We start from the raw sequence: 18,613 nt of genomic DNA, 5'->3' as shown, positions 1-18,613 counted from the left end.
TTCGGCACGTTAAAATTAGGAAAAACAACAAGAAAAGCCGGCCGGATTCATGAAAGCGGGATAGGGCACGGGCCTTATCCCGCTTTTAATGCAAATGTTGGATCAAGTAGAGGACGGGGAATTGCCATAATATTTATATTTTGCAAGAATGCTTGTAACTGTCGGGAAAAACCCCTACAATTTCCTTTGATCGATTCATTAGCAGGGGGGCATTCATTTTGCCAAAAACTGTGTGGCTGCTTGTCATTGGCATGGCTGTCAACATGACTGGCGCTTCTTTTTTATGGCCGTTAAATTCAATCTATATCCACGATCATCTCGGTAAATCGCTGTTTATCGCCGGGCTTGTGCTCATGCTGAATAATTTTACAAGCGTCATCGGCAGTCTTTTGGGTGGATATTTGCATGATAAAATCGGAGGTTACCGTTCCGTAATACTGGGTGGCTTGATCTCTGCCGCGGCGCTTGCCGGCTTGACATGGAACCACGCTTGGCCGGATTATGTATTTTTCCTCGGTGCCATCGGGCTCGGTTCCGGCATGATCGGCCCGGCGATCCTTGCAATGGCGGGCGCGGCTTGGAAAGGCGGAGGGAGAAAAGCGTTCAATGCCATCTATGTCGCCAACAACATCGGGGTTGCACTCGGTGCCGCGCTGGGAGGTGTGATTGCCTCTTATTCCATTGACCTTATTTTTGCAGCGAATCTTGCACTTTTTCTCGTTTTTATGGCGATTGCCATCTTCGGCTACCGGAATATTGCCGAAAAACATGCTGGGTATGCGGGAGCAGCCGCTGTTTCTGCCAAAAGTGCAGGAAGGGCGCAAGTGGCATCCCTCATCATATTATGCTTTGCTTATTTCCTGGCATGGACGGCGTACACGCAATGGACGGCTACGATTTCCACTTATACGCAGACGCTTCATATATCGCTGAACAAGTACAGCTTTCTTTGGACATTGAACGGCGCGATCATCGTGCTCGGCCAGCCGCTCCTTTTGCCGTTTTTAAAGCGGTTCTTGCCGGAAGTCAAACAGCAAATTGTTGCTGGGACGGCCATTTTTATGCTGTCATTCGCTGTCGTTGCCTTTGCCGGGCATTTTCCCGGTTTTGCAGTGGCAATGGGCATTTTAACGGTCGGGGAAATGTTTGTCTGGCCGGCTGTGCCCGCAGTTGCCAATACGCTTTCGCCGAAAGGGCGGGAAGGGTTTTACCAGGGCATCATTAACAGTGTCGCAACATGCGGCAGAATGATTGGCCCTGTTGTAGGCGGGTTTGTCGCAGATGCATTCGGCATGAAGGCATTGTTCGGATTGCTCATTTTCTTTCTCGCCGTTTCCCTTTTACTGGCCTTGTTGTATGACCGCCCGCTCGCAAAAAAACCGCATTCTGAGGTGGCAGGAAAATAATGTTGAAACCGGGAATGAATTTCTGTAAAATAGGTTATAAATTGAATAAACGATAGAAGAACGTTGACAAGGAGCAGTAACGGCGGCACTGAAACAAGAGAATTGGCGGGAGGTGCAAGCCAATCAGGGAACCCCGTGAACTCGCCTTTGAGTTGCAAATATGAACCCGTTTTAGTATTTGCCGTATTCCGCGTTAAGGACTTAAAGTGAGTGCTTGCACTAATTTGGGTGGTACCGCGGGAGAACCCTCTCGTCCCTTTTCCCTGGGATGGGAGGTTTTTTGTGTTGCTTTGTTGTCAATGTCGATACATAAAAAAGGAGGAGTCTGTCATGAGTTTTGACCACCGGAAAATCGAAAAGAAATGGCAGCATTACTGGGAAGAACATCAAACGTTCCGTGCCGGTGAAGACGAAAATAAACCAAAATTTTACTGCCTGGATATGTTTCCGTACCCGTCGGGGGCGGGCCTCCACGTCGGGCACCCGGAAGGATATACGGCGACCGACATCATCTCGCGGGCGAAACGGATGCAAGGGTATAATGTGCTTCATCCGATGGGCTGGGATGCATTCGGGCTTCCGGCTGAGCAGTATGCGATTGATACCGGCAATGATCCGGCTGTTTTCACGATTCAAAATATCCATACATTCCGCCGCCAGATCAAAGCGCTCGGGTTTTCCTATGATTGGGACAGGGAAATCAACACATCTGATCCGGAATATTATAAATGGACGCAGTGGATTTTTCTGCAGCTGTGGAAAAACGGGCTTGCTTATATTGATGAAGTGCCGGTCAACTGGTGCCCTGCGCTCGGAACCGTGCTTGCAAACGAAGAAGTCATTGACGGCAAGAGCGAACGCGGCGGGCATCCGGTCATCCGCAAACCGATGCGCCAGTGGATGCTGAAAATTACCGCCTACGCGGACCGCCTTCTTGAAGACCTCGAGGAACTGGACTGGCCGGAAAGCATTAAGGATATGCAGCGCAACTGGATCGGCCGTTCGGAAGGGGCGGAAGTGACATTCCAGGTTGAAGGCACAAATGAAACGTTCACCGTCTTCACGACCCGCCCGGATACGCTGTTCGGGGCGACCTACGCCGTGCTTGCGCCGGAACACCCGCTTGTGGATAAAATTAAAACGAAAGAGCAGGCCGAAGCGGTCCAGGCTTACATTGCCCAGGTGCAGTCAAAAAGCGACCTCGAACGGACCGACCTTGCGAAAGAAAAAACCGGCGTATTTACAGGGGCGTATGCCGTGAACCCTGCCAACGGCGAAAAAATGCCAATCTGGATTGCCGATTATGTATTAATGAGCTACGGGACAGGCGCAATCATGGCGGTGCCGGCCCATGACGAACGCGACTATGAATTTGCCCGCAAATTCAATTTGCCGATAAAAGAAGTCGTCGCAGGCGGCAATGTTGAAAAAGAAGCCTATACCGGCGACGGCGAACACGTCCATTCCGGGTTTTTAAACGGGCTGGGCAAGCAGGCAGCCATTAAACGCATGATCGAATGGCTTGAAGAAAAAGGGATTGGGCAGAAAAAAGTGACATACCGCCTGCGTGACTGGCTGTTCAGCCGCCAGCGTTACTGGGGCGAGCCGATCCCGGTCATCCACTGGGAAGACGGGACCATAACTGCCGTGCCGGAAGAAGAGCTGCCGCTCATGCTTCCGAAAATGACGGAAATCAAACCGAGCGGAACAGGCGAATCACCGCTTGCAAATGTTGAAGAATGGGTCAATGTTGTGGATCCGGAAACAGGGAAAAAAGGCCGGCGCGAAACAAACACGATGCCGCAATGGGCAGGAAGCTGCTGGTACTTCCTCCGTTTCATCGATCCGAAAAACCGCAAAGCGATTGCCGATCCGGAAAAACTGAAAAAATGGCTGCCGGTTGACCTTTACATCGGCGGGGCTGAGCATGCGGTGCTTCACTTGCTGTATGCCCGCTTCTGGCATAAATTTTTGTACGATATCGGCGTTGTGCCGACGAAAGAGCCATTCCAAAGATTGTTCAACCAGGGCATGATCCTTGGCGAGAACCATGAAAAGATGAGCAAATCGCGCGGCAATGTCGTCAATCCGGATGACATTCTTGAGTCGCACGGGGCAGATACGCTCAGGCTGTACGAAATGTTCATGGGCCCTTTGGATGCTTCGATTCCATGGTCGACAAACGGCCTTGACGGTTCCCGCCGCTTCCTTGACAGGATCTGGCGCCTGTTTGTGAATGAAGACGGCAGCCTGTCAGAAAAAATCCAGGACAAGGCCAATCCGGCACTTGAAAAAACGTATCATCTGACGGTCAAAAAAGTGACGGAAGATATCGATGCCCTTCATTTTAACACGGCCATTTCGCAATTAATGGTGTTTATCAACGATGCCTATAAAGCGGAAGTCATACCGAAAACGTATGTGGAAGGCTTCGTCAAGCTGCTGTCGCCGTTTTGCCCGCATATTGCCGAAGAACTGTGGGAAAAACTCGGCCACAGCGGCACGATCACATATGAAGCATGGCCTTCTTTTGATGCTTCAAAACTCGTCGACAATGAAGTGGAAATTGTCCTCCAGGTGAACGGCAAAGTCCGCAACAAAGTGAAGATCGACCGCAACATGAGCCGCGAGGACATGGAAAAACTCGCGCTTGCGGATGAAAAAATCAAAGAGTTTACGGAAGGAAAAACGATTCGCAAGATCATTGCCGTGCCGGGCAAACTTGTCAACATTGTGGCAAACTAATGGATTTCCGGAAAACGGGGCTTTACGGTGAAATGGCCGTAAGCCCCATTTTTTATGCGTGAAATTCATAATTTGTTTGTGAAATGGCAAACTAGGACTATCAACCACAAAAAAGGGGAAAAAAGATGGTTCTTTTATTTTCACTTTTGGCAGGGGCGGGACTGGCATATTTATCCCGCGCGCTGTTTCAGGCAGAAAAAATGAAATCATTGCTGCTTTACTTATGGTTATATTACTGGACAATCAATTTTTTAAGGATATTGGAAATGAACCTGCACTTTGTTCATGATCACCATACACCGATGTTCTATATTTCCAGGTTGCTTGTTCTGTTTCAGGTGCCCCTTTTGTTTTTGCTGTATTTGCACGTATTTCACATATCACGGACGTCCGGCCGGAAAACCCTGGCCGCTGTAAGTTTTTTCCTTGTTTTTACGGGTTATGTCGCCATCCTCGATTTTTTACAAATTCTGTATACCTACGAATGGTCATGGCGGTATGCCCTTGCTTTCTTCTTCACTGATCTTGCGGTGGTACACGTGGGCGATGCGCTCTATAGATGGTTGGACAGGAAAAAGGAGGTGCGCCGGCATGCTTCCGAAAAAATTTGACGAGAATGAAATCTTTACCCTTGTTGCTTTGGCAGGTTTGATGCTGGCACTGTATCTTCTTCCAAAAGCCGTTTCATGGAAAGCAGGGCTTGCGACCGGGCTGTTTTTTACAGCAATGGCCTGCTTTGCGGATGAAGTGCTTAGCGGGATGTATCCTTTAAACTTATACAATACATTTGATTCCAAAGATATCGAACTATTCGACTTTATTATTTATATTCCGGTTTTTACTTTGTACGGCTATTTGTTTATTACGGTACAGAGTTTATTCCGGGCGCGGCTTCGCTCTGTGCGCATCGTGCTGTTTTATTTGCTTGTCTGGATTGGATTCACATTATTGATGGAATCCATTTCCGTTCGGTTCGGGGTATTTCATTACTTGGAAGGGTGGGACAATCTCCATTCACTGGTTTCCTATTGCTTCCTTTTCCCGGTATTTTATACTTATGCCAATTGGATTTTAAAAATCGAAGTGCCTGATTAAAATGTTCTGAAATTGGAGATAATAGAAATAAATAAAACAGGGAGGGGCCACAATGGTACAGGTTAAACTTTTTGATTGTGAACATGAGAAAGACCTTGAGGAGAGCATGAATACGTTTTTGGAAAAAATCAGCGAAGACCAGCTCATTGATGTCAAATATAATATTGCCGCCATGGTGGAGCCGGAGGACGACGACCAGATTTACTGTTTTTCGGCGATGATTTTATACCATAAATAAAGCGGGGTTGCCCGGCCCGGATTTTTTTCGTCCACACGATTGTAAAATATGATCCATGGCAGCTGCAGTCCCAACTGCCATCCATCCCGCCGCCTGTCCGCGAAAAAAATTCTTCATAAAAAAATTGTCAAGCGGGTATGTTCGCGGTACACTACATTATAGTGTGTGAAAAAAGGCCCGTCCGCATCAGGGGCGGCCGGAAGATCATTTCGGGCGGGAAGGGATTTTATGTCTTCAAAATTATTGCGCGGCACGTTTATTTTAACACTTGGGACGATCATCTCGAAAATTCTCGGGGTATTCTATGTGATTCCGTTTGATGCGATCATCGGCGGATCGGGACCGGAGGCACTCTATCAGTTCGGATATGTCCCTTACAATATTTTTATCAGCATTTCCACGGCAGGCGTCCCGCTTGCTGTCGCAAAATATGTGGCAAAATACAATGCGCTGGAAGAATATGCGGTCAGCCGGAAGCTGTTCAGGTCGAGCATGTATTTAATGATTGTGACCGGTATTGCCGGCTTTCTTGTGATGTATGTTTTTGCCCCGTATTTTACGGATTTGGCGATGGCCGGCAAGCAGGAAGCGCAGGTTTTCTCAAAAGCCGATGTGACGGTGGTGATCCGGGCGGTCAGTTTTGCGCTGATCATTATTCCGGTGATGAGCCTGATTCGCGGTTTTTTCCAGGGGCACCAGTCAATGGGGCCTTCTGCTGTTTCCCAGGTTGTGGAGCAGGTTGTCCGGATTTTATTTATGCTGATCGGTGCTTACGTGATTTTGCATATCCTTCACGGCAGCATCGTGTCCGCCATCAGCGCGGCAACATTTGCGGCTTTTGTCGGCGGGATGGCGAGCCTGTTTGTGCTCATTTGGTACTGGTTCAAACGAAAACCGCATCTTGACCGGCTGCTTGAACAGGACAAAGGCACAATGCATGTTTCGATCCCCACGCTGTATAAAGAAATCATCCTTTCTGCTTTGCCGTTTGTATTTGTCGGGATCGCCAATTCGCTTTACCAAATGGTTGACCAGCTGACAGTGAAGCGCGGTATGGAAGCGGTCGGGCTCGGGAAAATGTGGCAGACGCAGCTCGGGATGTTGAATTTCCAGTCGCACAAGCTTGTCATCATTCCGGTCTCCCTTGCGACCGCCTTTTCCATGACGCTTGTTCCGATGATTACGGAAGCTTTCGCAAAAAGGGAGCGCGATATGCTCGTCCGATCTGTTGACCAGACATTGCAGGTGCTGCTTTTTATTACGGTGCCGGCTGCGCTTGGGATGTCGCTTTTGGCCAAGCCTATTTTTGCGATTTTTTATAATACGGATAACGCCGTCTCGGTCAGCGTGCTGATGCATTATGCGCCGGTTGCTATTTTGTTCTCGCTTTATTCCGTGACGGCGGCGATCATGCAGGGGATCAATGAGCAGCGCTGGACGATTTTAAGCTTGCTCGTCGGGCTTTTGTTAAAATTAAGCCTGAATATCCCGCTGATCAAAATGTTTGGGATTCTCGGCGCAGTCTACGCCACGGCAATCGGTTATACAGCGTCGATTCTGATCAGCTTTATTGTGATCAAACTTTTCGCAGCCTATCCGTATCGGACAGTGATCCGGCGCACGATCTTGATTCTGATTTTTAATGCCGTCATGCTGGCGGTGACCGGTGCCGTATATAAAGGGCTCACGCTTGTGCTTTCGCCTTCTTCAAGGTGGCAGGCATTGCTGATTGTCACGATTTGCGCCGCGGCCGGTGCGGTTGTTTATGCCTACCTTGGCCTGAAATCGAAACTTGCGGACAAGCTGTTCGGCGTAAGGATTCAACGCGTGAAGGCCAGGTTGCATATGCGGTAAGGAAACGGGGTGTGTGCGGCAGGAAGCTGGCTTGCGGGCAAGACGCGGGATAAAGTTGTGTATCTGGCTGTTTTATCGTGACAGCGGGATTGCAAGCTGCGGTAAAAAGCTGGACTTCCTGGCGTTTTCGGTTGTTCAACCGTTTAGCCGTGGGCTACAAACGGGAGTAAAAAGCTGCCCCCTCTTTAGCGGATAGGTTTCCGGTGTCAGGGTTCAATGCGTGGAGGCGGGTTTTCAAGCGGGAGTAAAAGCTGAATCCCACTTTAGCGGATAGGTGCCCGGTGTCAGGGTTTAATAGATGGAGGCAGGATTTCATATTTGGGTAAAAAGTTGGTGCAGGGAAGGCAAAACGGATATAAGGGTGAGGCGCATTTAACTTGTGAGATGGCGTTGTGGTAAAAGAAAATGGCGGGGATAAAAGGCTCTTAAACATGCCAAAAGCGGCACTGCATGTCTCCGCTGCCGCTTTCCAAAAAAACAATTTGTTTCTTTCTCTAAGATGACATCTTAACTTTTTTGCTGGTTGTTGTCCAAATCCCCCTGTGTGTGCTTTTGACCAAGTCGTTGTATGCCAGCACATTCAAATCTCTTTGAATGGTGCGAGGAGTGATGCCGAACTCATCTACCAGTTCCTGGGTTGTCACAGTCCCTTTCTCTTTAATAAACATATAAATCGACTTAATACGAGTAAGCATACGGTCTGTTGATGGTTTCAAAATACCACTCCCTCATCTTTTTTCCAAAGACAAAGACGACAAACAGCTTTACAACATGTGTTTAGCTTACAGGAATAGCGTGCCGTTCGGACAACTCCTTTTTCTAAAATTTTTTCTAAGATGTCAGACAATTATATTGTACATCTTTTTGCCTGAATTGACAAATATATCAGCTCTTGTTTACACCATATGTTGTGCCTGCTAAGTTTATAACCACTAATGATAGCGTTTTCTTCTCACCACCCTTTTCCCTGGGTTGCTGTAATCCGGCTAAAGGTATGGCCTTTGCCAGCCCGGTGAAAGACATTTTGCTGTTTGCTTTTCTGATTAGGCGTGCTAATGGAACAATTGGCGTGTAGTGACTGGCAATTTTGTCTAATTGGGCGCCCGTTCCAATCGGACAGGTCGGATTGGCTGGTATTTTGTTTTTTACCACGCCAATGAAGGACGTTTCGGCAGTCCAGGCACCACGTTTTGTCTTTCATCGCGGTTATGAAGGACAATTCGCCGTTTGCCTTCAACTGTTTTGTCTTTCATCGCGGTTATGAAGGACAATATTTTGATTTCCGGTTCGTGATTTGTCCTTCACCACGCCAATGAAGGACATTTCGACGGTTCCGGCACCACGTTCTGTCCTTCATCCCTCCGATGAAGGACAAAATGCCGTTTGCCGGCCAAAGTTTTGTCTTTCATCCCCCGCCCGCAAAAGATATCAATTCATTTTGTAATCAATGGAAAAAGAAGTAAAATAAAGAACGAATGACAACATAAAGGAGCGACAAAAATGGCCGATATCCACTGGATGGAAGAAGTATTAAAAAGGAAAGAGGATTTGATCCGCGATCTGAAAGGGATTTTGCAGATCAGGAGCGTTCTCGATGAAGCGAATGCAACGGAAGAAGCACCACTCGGGCAAGGCGTCAGGGAGGCGCTCCAATATATGCTCGATCTCGGTGAAAAAGACGGGTTCAAAACGAAAAATGTGCAAAATCTCGCCGGCCACCTTGAAATGGGGGAAGGAGAAGACATTCTCGGGATCCTCGGGCATGTCGATGTAGTGCCGGAGGGGGACGGCTGGACAGTTGACCCGTACAGCGGCACAGTCAAAGACGGGAAAATTTATGCGCGCGGCTCAAGCGACGACAAAGGCCCGACAATGGCGGCTTATTACGGCATGAAAATTGTAAAAGAACTCGGGGTGCCACTTGAAAAAAGGGTGCGCCTCATTGTCGGGACAGATGAAGAAAGCAACTGGAGATGCATGGACGCCTATTTTGCAAACGAGGAAATGCCGGCCATCGGGTTTTCGCCGGATGCCGACTTCCCGATCATTTATGCGGAAAAAGGGATTGCCGATTTTGACATTATCCAGGATCCGGAAAAAACGGAAGACCCGCAGCAGGCGGAACTGCTTTCTTTTGAATCGGGGCGCCGCTACAATATGGTGCCGGACTATGCGGAGGCACGCCTTGTCGCGCACGGCGAGCAGACGGAACTTTTGCAAAAATTCCAGGATTATCAGAAGGAAACCGGGCTTGCCGGGCAGGATTTCGTGGACGGCGGCGTTTTGATTTTAAAGCTGGAAGGCGTTTCGGCCCATGGCGCGGAACCGGAAAACGGAAAAAGCGCGGGGCTTTATCTGGCAAAATTTTTAAACAGTGTGGCGCTTGACCGTGCCGGGGCAAAATTCATCAAAACGCTCAACCAGTTCTTCGGCCGTTCACGCGGTGAATATTTCGGCATCGGGTACAAAGATGAAGTTTCCGGGGAATTGACGATCAATATCGGGATCATGTCCTATCATCAGGAAAAAGGCGGCCGCATAGGATTAAATATGCGTTATCCCGTTACTTTCGATCTTGAAGCAGGAAAAACAAAAATTGTGTCGAAATTAAAAAAAGACGGCTTGCGTTTCGATCATTTTTCCGATCAGAAACCGCATTATGTTGACAAAAATGACCCGCTGATTACGACGCTTGCGAAAGTGTACGAGGAGCAGACCGGAGAGGAAGCGAAGCTATTGGCAATCGGCGGTGGTACATATGCACGTACCCTTAAAAAAGGTGTGGCATTTGGGGCGCTTTTCCCGGGACGCGAAGATGTCATGCACCAAAAAGATGAGTACATGTATGTGGAAGATTTGCTCAAAGCAACGGCGATTTATGCACAGTCCATTTATGAACTGGCCGGGAAGCACGCGTGACTTCAGCTGTGAGCGTCAATGCCGGCGGGCCGCAAGCAAGCACAGAAATGGTCGGGAAAGCCGCAATAAAATGAAGAAAGGCAAAGGGGTTGCATCATGGAGAAACTGGTTTTAAACGGCACCCTGGTCGACAGGGGAGAAGCAAGTGTTGATATTGAAGACCGCGGTTATCAGTTCGGGGATGGCATTTACGAAGTGGTCCGCGTATACGGGGGCAGGCTGTTTACAAGCGAAATGCATTTAAAACGGCTCTATTCAAGCGCGGAAAAACTTTCGCTCCACATTCCGTATACAATGGAGCAGCTGACGGCGCAATTGGAAGCACTGGTTGCGGCAAACCAGCTCCATACAGGGATTGTCTATTTGCAATTTACGCGCGGCGTCGCAAAACGGAAACACCATTTTCCGGAAACAAGCGAAACGACGTTTGTTGCATACACGAGTGAAATGGAAAGGCCGCTGGAAAAAATGAGAAAAGGCGTAAAAGCGGTGCTTGCGGAAGACATCCGCTGGCTGCGCTGCGACATCAAAAGCCTGAACCTGCTCGGCAATGTGCTCGCCAAACAAAAAGCTGCGGAAAATGGCGCTTATGAGGCAATCCAGCACCGCGGCGAAACAGTGACAGAAGGTTCATCGTCGAATGTATTTATTGTGAAAGACGGCGTGCTATTGACACACCCGGCAACGAACCTCATTTTAAACGGAATTACAAGACAAGTGGTCTTTGGCATTTGCGGGAAAGAAGGCATTCCTTTCCGGGAAGAGCCATTTACGGTAGAGGATTTGTGCACGGCGGATGAAGTCCTGATTACAAGCACGACATCCGAAGTGATGCCGGTTGTGGACATTGACGGTAAACCCGTTGCAGGCGGAACACCGGGCACGGTAACGTTAAAACTGCAGCATGCTTTTGATAGGGAGATTCATGCCCTTTCGGCTCAAGCGGTTCCGGGGGCGCCAAACTAAAAGAAGGGGCATTCCTTTAGCCGGAGAAACGGTTAAAGGAAGCCCCTGCTATTTTTGGAGCCTGGCCTCTTCTTCTCCTGCCGGTTCAAGCTCCGACATGCGGGCAAGCACAATCTGATGAAGAAACGGCTTTTTCAGTTCACAATACCCGCTTTTGTAAATAAATACGATTTCACAATTCTCTCCTTTGTACATGACATGGTCGCCAATCTTCACTCCAGCTCCCCCCCCTTAACATATTTATATACCCGATTTTGAAAAATAAAAACATGGAAAATTGCAGAAACCAAGTTTTGCACAGTATACCAGCAGGGCGGTTTTTGTTAAAATAAACACAAAACCATGATGGACAGGGGCGAAAAAAGCGATGGCAAACCATTATTTTTATGCCGTCATGCTGCCGGAAGCGCTCAAACAAAAATTGCAGCAGGCAACTGCCGGCATGAAAAGCAGCCTGCCGTTCCAGCGATGGGTGCACCGCGATGATGCCCATATTACCCTTGCTTTTTTGGGAGCGGCAGAAGAGGCGCAATTGGAAAAAGCGAACCGGCTGATTGCAGATAAAATCGGCGCATTCCACGTGCTGCCGCTTGTGTTTGACCACTACGGCACTTTTGGAAAAAAAGACGAACCGCGCGTGCTCTGGGCAGGCATACAGGAATCGCAGCCGCTTTTTGATCTCGAAAGAATGGTGGCCGGCTGCTGCCTTGAAGCAGGATTTTCACTTGATCGAAGGCCGTTTCGCCCGCATATTACGCTGGCGCGGAAATGGGGCGGCGACAGGCCTTTTGCTGCCGGCATGCTGGACAGGTATTTGCCGGAACCGGTGCCTTTTTCGGCAGACCGGATCGTGCTCTACCGGACGAATCTCCATAAAACGCCAAAATACGAAATCGTGCAGTCTTTCAGGCTGGCTGATGCACAGAATTTGAAGTAAGGGAAAAGGAAAATGGGACAGTTATTAAAAATGCAAGACTTTGTATCACGTTATGAAACAGACTTAATCCGTTACACCAACCAGTTTATCCGGCTGAAAAAACAACAGTGGGAAAAATTCCGGGAAAACTGGGAAAACGGGCCGGAGGAAGAAGAGGAAGCGCCTGCGCCGGAAGAATCGCGCCAGGTCCTTTCCCGCATGAAACAATGGTTAAAAAGAAAAGATACGGCTGAAATAGAGGAGCAAGCCGCGCCGGCTTCCCCCGCGCCTCCCGGGGAATTGGATTTTGCCCCGCAGCTTGCCTTTTTGCCGGAGACGGAAGACCAGTTAAAAAAATTATTTCTCGACCAGCTGTTCCGTTTCCAGCTGAAATGGGCCAGTTCCACTTTGCTGCAACAGTCCGAAATCCCGGCTGTCCTTTATTTTGACCCGGATTTAAAATATTTTTTGCAAAGATTTCCGGATACATTTTTATTGATGTACCGGCCAGTTTTTTCATTCAAAAAAGCTGTTTTGGAAATGGAACATCTTTTGATTTCGCCAATGGCAGTGTGGTGTATTGCCTTTGTGGAAAAAGAAAAAGATGCCGTCTTTTTCGGGTCGAACGGCCGTTTCTGGAAGAAGCGGACAGCCGGGAACGAAGAAAAGATTTTAAATCCGGCCATTGCCCTCGCGCGGACGGAAAAAGTCGTGCGCAGCATTTTGAAACGGCATGATATCACGTTTCCGGTCGAAAGGGCGCTCATTTGCCGGAACGGGTTTATCCAATGGCCGGATGCGCCGGACGGCCTCCATATTCTTGACAAACGCCCGCATGCCGAATGGTTCCGGCATCAGCGGAATTTGCGCTCGCCGTTTAAATATATGCAGCTGAAGGCGGCGCAAGTGCTGCTTAACGAATGCCTGGCCACAAATACAAGTTCCGGAAACAGCGGGGCTGCCCGTGGCGGGGGCGGGGAATAAAGCGGGTTGTCCCTTGTAAAAATTTGTTCTGCAGCATTGGAAAATTATTGGCATACAAAAAGCTGCCTTACCGGCATTTCAACACTTTCGGGAAACCCGGGCCCGTGCCAAACCAAAATTGCGCTTGACGAAAAAAGTCAAAAAGCGATAAAATTTACTGAAAGGTGGCTATTGTGAATGATACTTGCCAATAGCTGTCTTTTTTTGTTTTTGTCTCCGTTTGCCGTGAAAAAACTGGCAGCTGCGGATTTTTCAGCAAACATGAAAAATGCGCGCCAATGTTTTGTGTAAAAAGAAATGGCATTTTTTACTTTTTTACAAATCCTGCTTTTCCCGGCTTTATAACAGGGACGCAAAGTTTCGTCCATTTTATATCGCTGTTTTTTCATCGGTGTGAGGTTGACTTACTGAATTTGAAGGTGAATATGTTGGAAGATATATTAGGAAAAGGCTGGGAGATCATGCCGGCAGGGGGGGCGACAGGAGAAGCCTTCTATGCCAAATACCAGGAACAATCCCTCTTTTTAAAACGGAATTCATCGCCGTTTCTGGCTGTGTTATCCGCTGAAGGCATTGTCCCGAAGCTTGTCTGGACGAAAAGGCTTGAAAACGGCGACACCATCACTGCCCAGCAGTGGGTGGAGGGCAGGGAACTAAAGCCTTACGAAATGGAAGAAGAACGCGTTGCTAGGATGCTGAAAAAAATTCACGACTCAAAACCGCTTTTAACGATGCTGCAAAGGCTCGGGCTGGAATCGATGGAGCCCGAAAACATGTTGCATGATCTCAAATCCGGCGCAAAAGGGGAATGGCCCGATGCACCGGGTGTTTTGGATGCCCTTGAATTTCTCGAACGCGAACAGCCGAACGTTGCATACGGGGATTGTGTCGTCTGCCATGGCGATATCAATCATAATAACTGGCTTTTATCAAACGAAAATGAATTGTTTCTGATCGATTGGGACGGCCCGCTGATCGGCGATCCGGCAATGGACATCGGCATGCTTCTGTACGCTTACATTCCGCCCGAAAATTGGAAAAGATGGCTGCGCCAATACGGCACGGAAATGACCGCGAGTCTTTCGCTCCGGATGAAATGGCATACCATTTACCAGGCGATCGTGATGATTTGCTGGCATAAAGAAAAAGGCCGGTACGAAGAAATGCAGCACTGGCTTGATTTTTTGCAGAGTGTGCATGGCGGCGTGAAAAAATAAGAGAAGGCTCATCCGCGTTTGCCCGGGACTGCTTTTACAGGGGCTTTAGAGAACGCTGGCTGCGGGCTTATTGCTTTCAAAAAAAGAGTGCCTTGTGTTTCCCGGTTTCGAATGAAAAAGAAGAGAAACCGGGTGATGGTTTCTCTTCTTTTTGCCGCTCCTCATTCTTTAAAAATAGGTGTTCAGCTGGTCAACCCATTCCTCAAGCTTGTTTTGGTGGGCTTCAATATGGTCGTCCAAATGCTGTGCATATTTTCCCGCCTGGCTGTAGCTGTAAACATCTGTCAGCGTTTGTTTCATATCATTTGCGACAGCCGGATTGACGAGCAATGATTTGACCAGCCTTTCCAATTGTTCACATTCTGAAATAGATCCGCAGCAGTCTGTTTGATGATCGTACAAAATATCCGTCAATAAGGTTAACTGGTCGCGATGGCTGAGTGCCAAGTGGAACACATCCTTCACTTGAGATATGCAGCTATTGACATGTGCATGAAGGTCTTGCGCCGGTGCCTCCATACATACTCTATTGTTTAACCTGCCTCTTTTTTTTATGCAGGCAGGCCTGGCTTTTGCCAAAAAATATAAGTTGGGGTGTTTTTATGAGATTACGGAATAAGCCGTGGGCGGAAGAAAAATTAAAGAAGTACCCGCAATTCGTCGTACCGGACCCGGAAAAATGGCGCGGCCATTGGCAGGCGCTGTTTGGAAACGGCAACCCGCTCCATATTGAAATCGGAACAGGGAAAGGCCGGTTCATTTCCGAAATGGCGGAACAGCATCCCGAAATCAATTTTCTCGGGATCGAAAAACAGCCGAGCGTGATCGTATCTGCGCTCGATAAGCAGATTGAAAAGAACAGCCCGAATGTAAAACTGTTGAATGCAGACGGTGCACGGTTGCGGGAATTTTTTGCAAAAGGCGATGTCGAACGGATTTATTTGAATTTTTCCGACCCGTGGCCGAAAAAACGCCATGAAAAACGGCGGCTCACATACCGCACTTTTTTGCAGCTGTATGAAGACATTTTGGCGGACGGCGGGGAAATTCATTTAAAAACCGACAACCAGGGCCTGTTCGAATACTCGCTGCAAAGTTTTTCTGAATATGGCCTGCTGTTAAAAAATATCAGCCTTGATTTGCATCGCAGTGATTTTTCCGGCAATGTCATGACGGAATATGAAGAAAAGTTTTCCGCACAAGGGCAGCGCATTTACCGCTGTGAGGCAAAATACCGCAACGCGCCCGGCGCACTGCAAGGATAATGGCAGTGCGGGGCGCTTTTTTTGCATCGCGGCAGGGGAAAAAGCAACGTTATTTTCAATTTTTTGCACGAGGAACAGGCTGGGAAAACGCAATGGCATTTTCAGTTTTTTGCACCGTGCAGCAGGCTGGGGAAAACGCAACAGCATTTTCAGTTTTTGGCATTACGGAACTGGCGGGGGAAAGCCGCAGGGCAAAGCGAGCAGGGAGGATTGCCTTTTTTCGTCCCGGCACAGGCAGGAAAATGGGAAATGGCGGCGAATCCTTTTAAATGAAATCGATTACAGGAGGGAAAAGAATGGAACATTTAACAGTCGGTGAAATGACCCTTTACTGGCTCGATGGCGGCGTCACGCATCTGGACGGCGGGGCAATGTTCGGCGTTGTCCCGAAACCGCTTTGGTCGCGGAAATATCCATACAATGAAAAAAACCAGATCGAACTTCGGACAGACCCGATATTTTTTCAGCTGAACGGGAAAAACATCCTCATTGAGTCCGGCATTGGGAACGGAAAACTGACAGACAAGCAGAAGCGGAATTACGGCGTCACAGAGGAGTCGCAGATTGACCGCGCATTAAGCGCATTCGGGCTGGCACGTGAGAATATCGACATTGTCCTGATGACGCACTTGCATTTTGACCATGCATGCGGCCTGACCATGCCGGATGATACAAAGGGATATGTCCCTTCATTTCCAAATGCGGCCATCTATGTATCTGAAACGGAATGGGACGAAATGCGCCACCCGAATATCCGTTCAAAAAGCACGTATTGGAAGGAAAACTGGGAAGCGATCCAGCATCAGGTACAAACGTTTAAAGAAGAAGTTACTATTGAAGGCAAAGTCCGGATGGTACATACAGGCGGGCACAGTGACGGGCATGCGATTGTCATGGCGGAGTCCGGCGGCGAAAAATGGATCCATATGGCAGATCTTTTGCCGACGCATGCGCACCGCAACCCGCTTTGGGTGATGGCTTATGATGATTACCCTATGACCTCCATTTTTCAAAAACAGAAATGGATTGAAGAGGCGATCCGAGACAATGCCTGGTTTGTATTTTACCACGACGCTGTCTACCGGGCGCTGAAGTGGGATACGGACGGGAATATGGCAGAAAAAGTGGAGCGTGAAAAAACGCCCGTATAAAGCAGCAAAAAAACGGTGAACAAAAGGTCCGCCGTTTTTTACTGCCGCGTATGGAAAACGATCTATGCACATATTTTTTTGCATGGCCATAACCCCCTGCGGCTTCCTGCTAAACTGGCCGGTATTGAGAAGGGCGGCATGAAACCCCGCCCTTAAACCGATTCTGCTTACTGTCCGGTACAGAGCCGGCATGAAAAACCAGCCCTAAACCGGGATATCCGGAACAGAGCCGGGTTTAAATTAAGCAAACCGCTGCGCATAGAGCCGGCATGAAAAGCCAGCCCTAAAAGGATGCTGCTTTTCCAGCCATCCGGCACAAGCCGGTTTACAAAACCGGTCCTTACAGATCTGCTTTTCCGTTAAATCGGATAGACATCGAGGACGGTGCCGGTTTTGGAGTCAGCAATAAACTCGTACTGCTTCTTCTCCCCGTCTTTTGTAAGCGAAACCCCGCCCTTATAAACCCTCGTTTTAAACGGATATTTTTCATAATCTTCCTCTGTCATTTGAATCCAGGAACCGTCAATCGGCCCGTTTTCTTTAAACGCTTTCTTGACTTTTGCAAGAACGGTTTCTGCGGATACGTTAACGGTATGGTGCAATGTTTCATTTACGGCATACCCGGCGGCTGCGCCCACTGCAATTCCGGCTATAAAAGTTTTCCAATTCATAAGTGCCCACCCTTTCATTATTTAGTGCATCTAATATTTCACTTAGCTATCATTATACACTGAAAAAGCAAAGAAAGATAATGATCGGAAAATTTGAATAAACCAGCTTTTTCAGATCGGGCGCCTCTTTTTCCGCGCCAACACTTCTGCCTCTTCGAGAAAAATTTTACCACACAGACATTTCTTTGCAACGGCCACAGGCTTTTGTCCCGGGAAAAACGTCCAGTTTTGCGGGGGACAGCGTTTTGTAACAAATTTGCCACAAATTGGTGGTATAATATGTTGGAAAATCGGGAATAGAGTATAAGCTTCAATGGCTTCATCACTTGGCTTGAGAAGTGTTGATATATCCGGCAGATGGAAAAACAGGGGGAAGAAAGCATGGGCTTTAAGAAAAAACAATATGCAGGGTTCGGCGTGATACTCGCTTTTATGCTTGTCACGGCTGTCGTCATGCTCGTTTCCATGAACCATATGAAAAAAACATGTCTGAAATCGTGCAGGACCGCTATATGAAAGTAAAAATGGCAACGGAGATCCAGCTGCTGTTTTCGCAGTCCGACCGGGAACTTTTAGCCATTATCAATGATGAAAAAGCAAGCGGCACGGAAACCGCCATTCAAAATATTACGGCTAACCGTGCAAAAATCGAATCAAGGCTGAACCAGCTAGACAATATATTAAACCATAGCCAGGCAAAAAATATTTTGGCAAAGCTCCAAAATGAATTTGCTTCCTATACGGAAACGGAAGAAACGATTATCAATGATGCACGGCACAATAAAACGGTGCCGTCCGGGGTGATTTCCGACTATCAAACGAAGCGGAGCCATTTAACGGCATACATTACCGATTTTAAAAATTTCCAGGAAAACTTGATGTCTAAAGCAATGAAAAATGCCAGCCAGCTGGAAAAAACTTTGCTGCAGATGATTGTCGTTTCTTCCGGGCTGATGATTGCCGTTATGCTGTTGATTGCTTATTGGATTGTATCGGGAACGGCGAAAAGCTTAAACAACATCTCCAAAGTGATGACGCATATCAATTACGATGACCTTACGTCACTGCCGCGGGCGGATGTTACGACAGATGATGAAATCGGGGAAATCGGCGCGGCTTTTAACCGGATGGCCGCATCGCTTGAGCAGGCAAGCTAGAAGGAAAAAAATTATATTGAACAAATATC

19 protein-coding genes and 1 other annotated feature are annotated in these 18,613 nt (G+C 48.1%); of the genes, 15 read left to right on the top strand and 4 right to left on the bottom strand.

The genetic code is table 11. The features are described 5' to 3' along the window. Window positions 1-218 precede the first annotated feature (218 nt). The 6 genes from NST70_RS11180 (at window position 219) to NST70_RS11155 (ending at window position 7,338) form a co-directional block, all read left to right on the top strand. Complete coding sequence (locus NST70_RS11180; protein WP_326244499.1) at window positions 219-1,406, top strand: MFS transporter; 1,188 nt, start codon at window positions 219-221, stop codon at window positions 1,404-1,406. Window positions 1,407-1,460: 54 nt separating this feature from the next. After that, window positions 1,461-1,667: a binding site (T-box leader), on the top strand. A 69-nt stretch (window positions 1,668-1,736) separates the two neighbouring features. Then, a complete protein-coding gene (leuS, locus tag NST70_RS11175) occupies window positions 1,737-4,151 on the top strand; it encodes a leucine--tRNA ligase (RefSeq protein WP_013860007.1) in 2,415 nt (804 codons plus the stop codon). A 125-nt stretch (window positions 4,152-4,276) separates the two neighbouring features. Beyond that, complete coding sequence (locus tag NST70_RS11170; RefSeq protein WP_326244500.1) at window positions 4,277-4,762, top strand: hypothetical protein; 486 nt, start codon at window positions 4,277-4,279, stop codon at window positions 4,760-4,762. Next, entirely contained in the window at window positions 4,743-5,246 is a 504-nt protein-coding gene (locus NST70_RS11165; protein ID WP_326244501.1) for a hypothetical protein, read from the top strand. Before NST70_RS11170 ends, NST70_RS11165 begins: the two co-directional genes overlap by 20 nt. 52 nt (window positions 5,247-5,298) lie before the next feature. Continuing rightward, window positions 5,299-5,484: a sporulation protein Cse60 gene (locus tag NST70_RS11160; protein ID WP_013860005.1), complete on the top strand. Its 186-nt coding sequence runs from the start codon at window positions 5,299-5,301 to the stop codon at window positions 5,482-5,484. Window positions 5,485-5,712: 228 nt separating this feature from the next. Next, on the top strand, window positions 5,713-7,338 hold the full coding sequence (locus NST70_RS11155; protein WP_013860004.1) for a polysaccharide biosynthesis protein: 1,626 nt from the start codon (window positions 5,713-5,715) through the stop codon (window positions 7,336-7,338). A gap of 494 nt (window positions 7,339-7,832) precedes the next feature. On the opposite strand, the gene NST70_RS11150 is transcribed toward NST70_RS11155, so the two are convergent. Next, window positions 7,833-8,054 carry a DeoR family transcriptional regulator gene (locus NST70_RS11150; protein WP_017552518.1) on the bottom strand — a complete coding sequence of 74 codons (222 nt, stop codon included), beginning with the start codon at window positions 8,052-8,054 and terminating at the stop codon, window positions 7,833-7,835. A 784-nt stretch (window positions 8,055-8,838) separates the two neighbouring features. On the opposite strand from NST70_RS11150, the gene pepV reads away from it, so the two are divergent. Together pepV and dat are read left to right on the top strand one after the other, a co-directional pair. Beyond that, window positions 8,839-10,257: a dipeptidase PepV gene (gene pepV, locus NST70_RS11145; RefSeq protein WP_133536269.1), complete on the top strand. Its 1,419-nt coding sequence runs from the start codon at window positions 8,839-8,841 to the stop codon at window positions 10,255-10,257. Between the two features lie 96 nt (window positions 10,258-10,353). Then, entirely contained in the window at window positions 10,354-11,223 is an 870-nt protein-coding gene (dat, locus tag NST70_RS11140; RefSeq protein ID WP_017552521.1) for a D-amino-acid transaminase, read from the top strand. A 48-nt stretch (window positions 11,224-11,271) separates the two neighbouring features. On the opposite strand, the gene NST70_RS11135 is transcribed toward dat, so the two are convergent. Then, on the bottom strand, window positions 11,272-11,439 hold the full coding sequence (locus NST70_RS11135; protein WP_019720672.1) for a hypothetical protein: 168 nt from the start codon (window positions 11,437-11,439) through the stop codon (window positions 11,272-11,274). A gap of 151 nt (window positions 11,440-11,590) precedes the next feature. On the opposite strand from NST70_RS11135, the gene thpR reads away from it, so the two are divergent. From thpR to NST70_RS11120, 3 genes are all read left to right on the top strand, one after another. Beyond that, window positions 11,591-12,160: an RNA 2',3'-cyclic phosphodiesterase gene (gene thpR, locus NST70_RS11130; RefSeq protein WP_326244502.1), complete on the top strand. Its 570-nt coding sequence runs from the start codon at window positions 11,591-11,593 to the stop codon at window positions 12,158-12,160. Window positions 12,161-12,172: 12 nt separating this feature from the next. Continuing rightward, complete coding sequence (locus NST70_RS11125) at window positions 12,173-13,123, top strand: NERD domain-containing protein (protein WP_326244503.1); 951 nt, start codon at window positions 12,173-12,175, stop codon at window positions 13,121-13,123. 425 nt (window positions 13,124-13,548) lie between these two features. Then, entirely contained in the window at window positions 13,549-14,340 is a 792-nt protein-coding gene (locus NST70_RS11120; protein ID WP_326244504.1) for a phosphotransferase family protein, read from the top strand. Between the two features lie 168 nt (window positions 14,341-14,508). Here the strand turns inward: NST70_RS11120 and NST70_RS11115 are convergent, their stop codons facing one another. Next, a complete protein-coding gene (locus NST70_RS11115) occupies window positions 14,509-14,787 on the bottom strand; it encodes a YtzH-like family protein (RefSeq protein WP_326244505.1) in 279 nt (92 codons plus the stop codon). A 155-nt stretch (window positions 14,788-14,942) separates the two neighbouring features. On the opposite strand from NST70_RS11115, the gene trmB reads away from it, so the two are divergent. Both trmB and NST70_RS11105 read left to right on the top strand, forming a co-directional pair. After that, entirely contained in the window at window positions 14,943-15,605 is a 663-nt protein-coding gene (gene trmB / locus NST70_RS11110) for a tRNA (guanosine(46)-N7)-methyltransferase TrmB (protein ID WP_326244506.1), read from the top strand. Window positions 15,606-15,901: 296 nt separating this feature from the next. Next, on the top strand, window positions 15,902-16,756 hold the full coding sequence (locus NST70_RS11105; protein ID WP_061575930.1) for an MBL fold metallo-hydrolase: 855 nt from the start codon (window positions 15,902-15,904) through the stop codon (window positions 16,754-16,756). A gap of 359 nt (window positions 16,757-17,115) precedes the next feature. Here the strand turns inward: NST70_RS11105 and NST70_RS11100 are convergent, their stop codons facing one another. Beyond that, window positions 17,116-17,427 (bottom strand): PepSY domain-containing protein, encoded by a 312-nt coding sequence (locus NST70_RS11100; RefSeq protein ID WP_061567098.1) that lies wholly within the window; start codon window positions 17,425-17,427, stop codon window positions 17,116-17,118. 381 nt (window positions 17,428-17,808) lie between these two features. On the opposite strand from NST70_RS11100, the gene NST70_RS11095 reads away from it, so the two are divergent. Together NST70_RS11095 and NST70_RS11090 are read left to right on the top strand one after the other, a co-directional pair. Next, window positions 17,809-17,943, top strand: a complete 135-nt coding sequence (locus NST70_RS11095) for a hypothetical protein (RefSeq protein ID WP_258921294.1) — start codon at window positions 17,809-17,811, stop codon at window positions 17,941-17,943. Then, window positions 17,940-18,584: a HAMP domain-containing protein gene (locus NST70_RS11090; protein WP_342475059.1), complete on the top strand. Its 645-nt coding sequence runs from the start codon at window positions 17,940-17,942 to the stop codon at window positions 18,582-18,584. The genes NST70_RS11095 and NST70_RS11090 overlap by 4 nt, the downstream gene beginning before the upstream one ends. Window positions 18,585-18,613 lie beyond the last annotated feature (29 nt).

This window comes from Weizmannia sp. FSL K6-0777 (assembly GCF_038593185.1).
Lineage (GTDB): Bacteria > Bacillota > Bacilli > Bacillales > Bacillaceae_C > Weizmannia > Weizmannia faecalis.
Note: the sequence above shows the minus strand (reverse complement) of the source record. Positions and strands in the feature narration are given on the sequence as shown.

Coding starts and splice junctions, on each gene's coding strand:
- leuS (WP_013860007.1), top strand. CDS start 1,737: ATGAGTTTTGACCACCGGAAAATCGAAAAGAAATGGCAGCATTACTGG.
- NST70_RS11170 (WP_326244500.1), top strand. CDS start 4,277: ATGGTTCTTTTATTTTCACTTTTGGCAGGGGCGGGACTGGCATATTTA.
- NST70_RS11165 (WP_326244501.1), top strand. CDS start 4,743: ATGCTTCCGAAAAAATTTGACGAGAATGAAATCTTTACCCTTGTTGCT.
- NST70_RS11160 (WP_013860005.1), top strand. CDS start 5,299: ATGGTACAGGTTAAACTTTTTGATTGTGAACATGAGAAAGACCTTGAG.
- NST70_RS11155 (WP_013860004.1), top strand. CDS start 5,713: ATGTCTTCAAAATTATTGCGCGGCACGTTTATTTTAACACTTGGGACG.
- pepV (WP_133536269.1), top strand. CDS start 8,839: ATGGCCGATATCCACTGGATGGAAGAAGTATTAAAAAGGAAAGAGGAT.
- dat (WP_017552521.1), top strand. CDS start 10,354: ATGGAGAAACTGGTTTTAAACGGCACCCTGGTCGACAGGGGAGAAGCA.
- thpR (WP_326244502.1), top strand. CDS start 11,591: ATGGCAAACCATTATTTTTATGCCGTCATGCTGCCGGAAGCGCTCAAA.
- NST70_RS11125 (WP_326244503.1), top strand. CDS start 12,173: ATGGGACAGTTATTAAAAATGCAAGACTTTGTATCACGTTATGAAACA.
- NST70_RS11120 (WP_326244504.1), top strand. CDS start 13,549: ATGTTGGAAGATATATTAGGAAAAGGCTGGGAGATCATGCCGGCAGGG.
- trmB (WP_326244506.1), top strand. CDS start 14,943: ATGAGATTACGGAATAAGCCGTGGGCGGAAGAAAAATTAAAGAAGTAC.
- NST70_RS11105 (WP_061575930.1), top strand. CDS start 15,902: ATGGAACATTTAACAGTCGGTGAAATGACCCTTTACTGGCTCGATGGC.
- NST70_RS11100 (WP_061567098.1), bottom strand. CDS start 17,427: ATGAATTGGAAAACTTTTATAGCCGGAATTGCAGTGGGCGCAGCCGCC.
- NST70_RS11095 (WP_258921294.1), top strand. CDS start 17,809: ATGGGCTTTAAGAAAAAACAATATGCAGGGTTCGGCGTGATACTCGCT.
- NST70_RS11090 (WP_342475059.1), top strand. CDS start 17,940: ATGAAAGTAAAAATGGCAACGGAGATCCAGCTGCTGTTTTCGCAGTCC.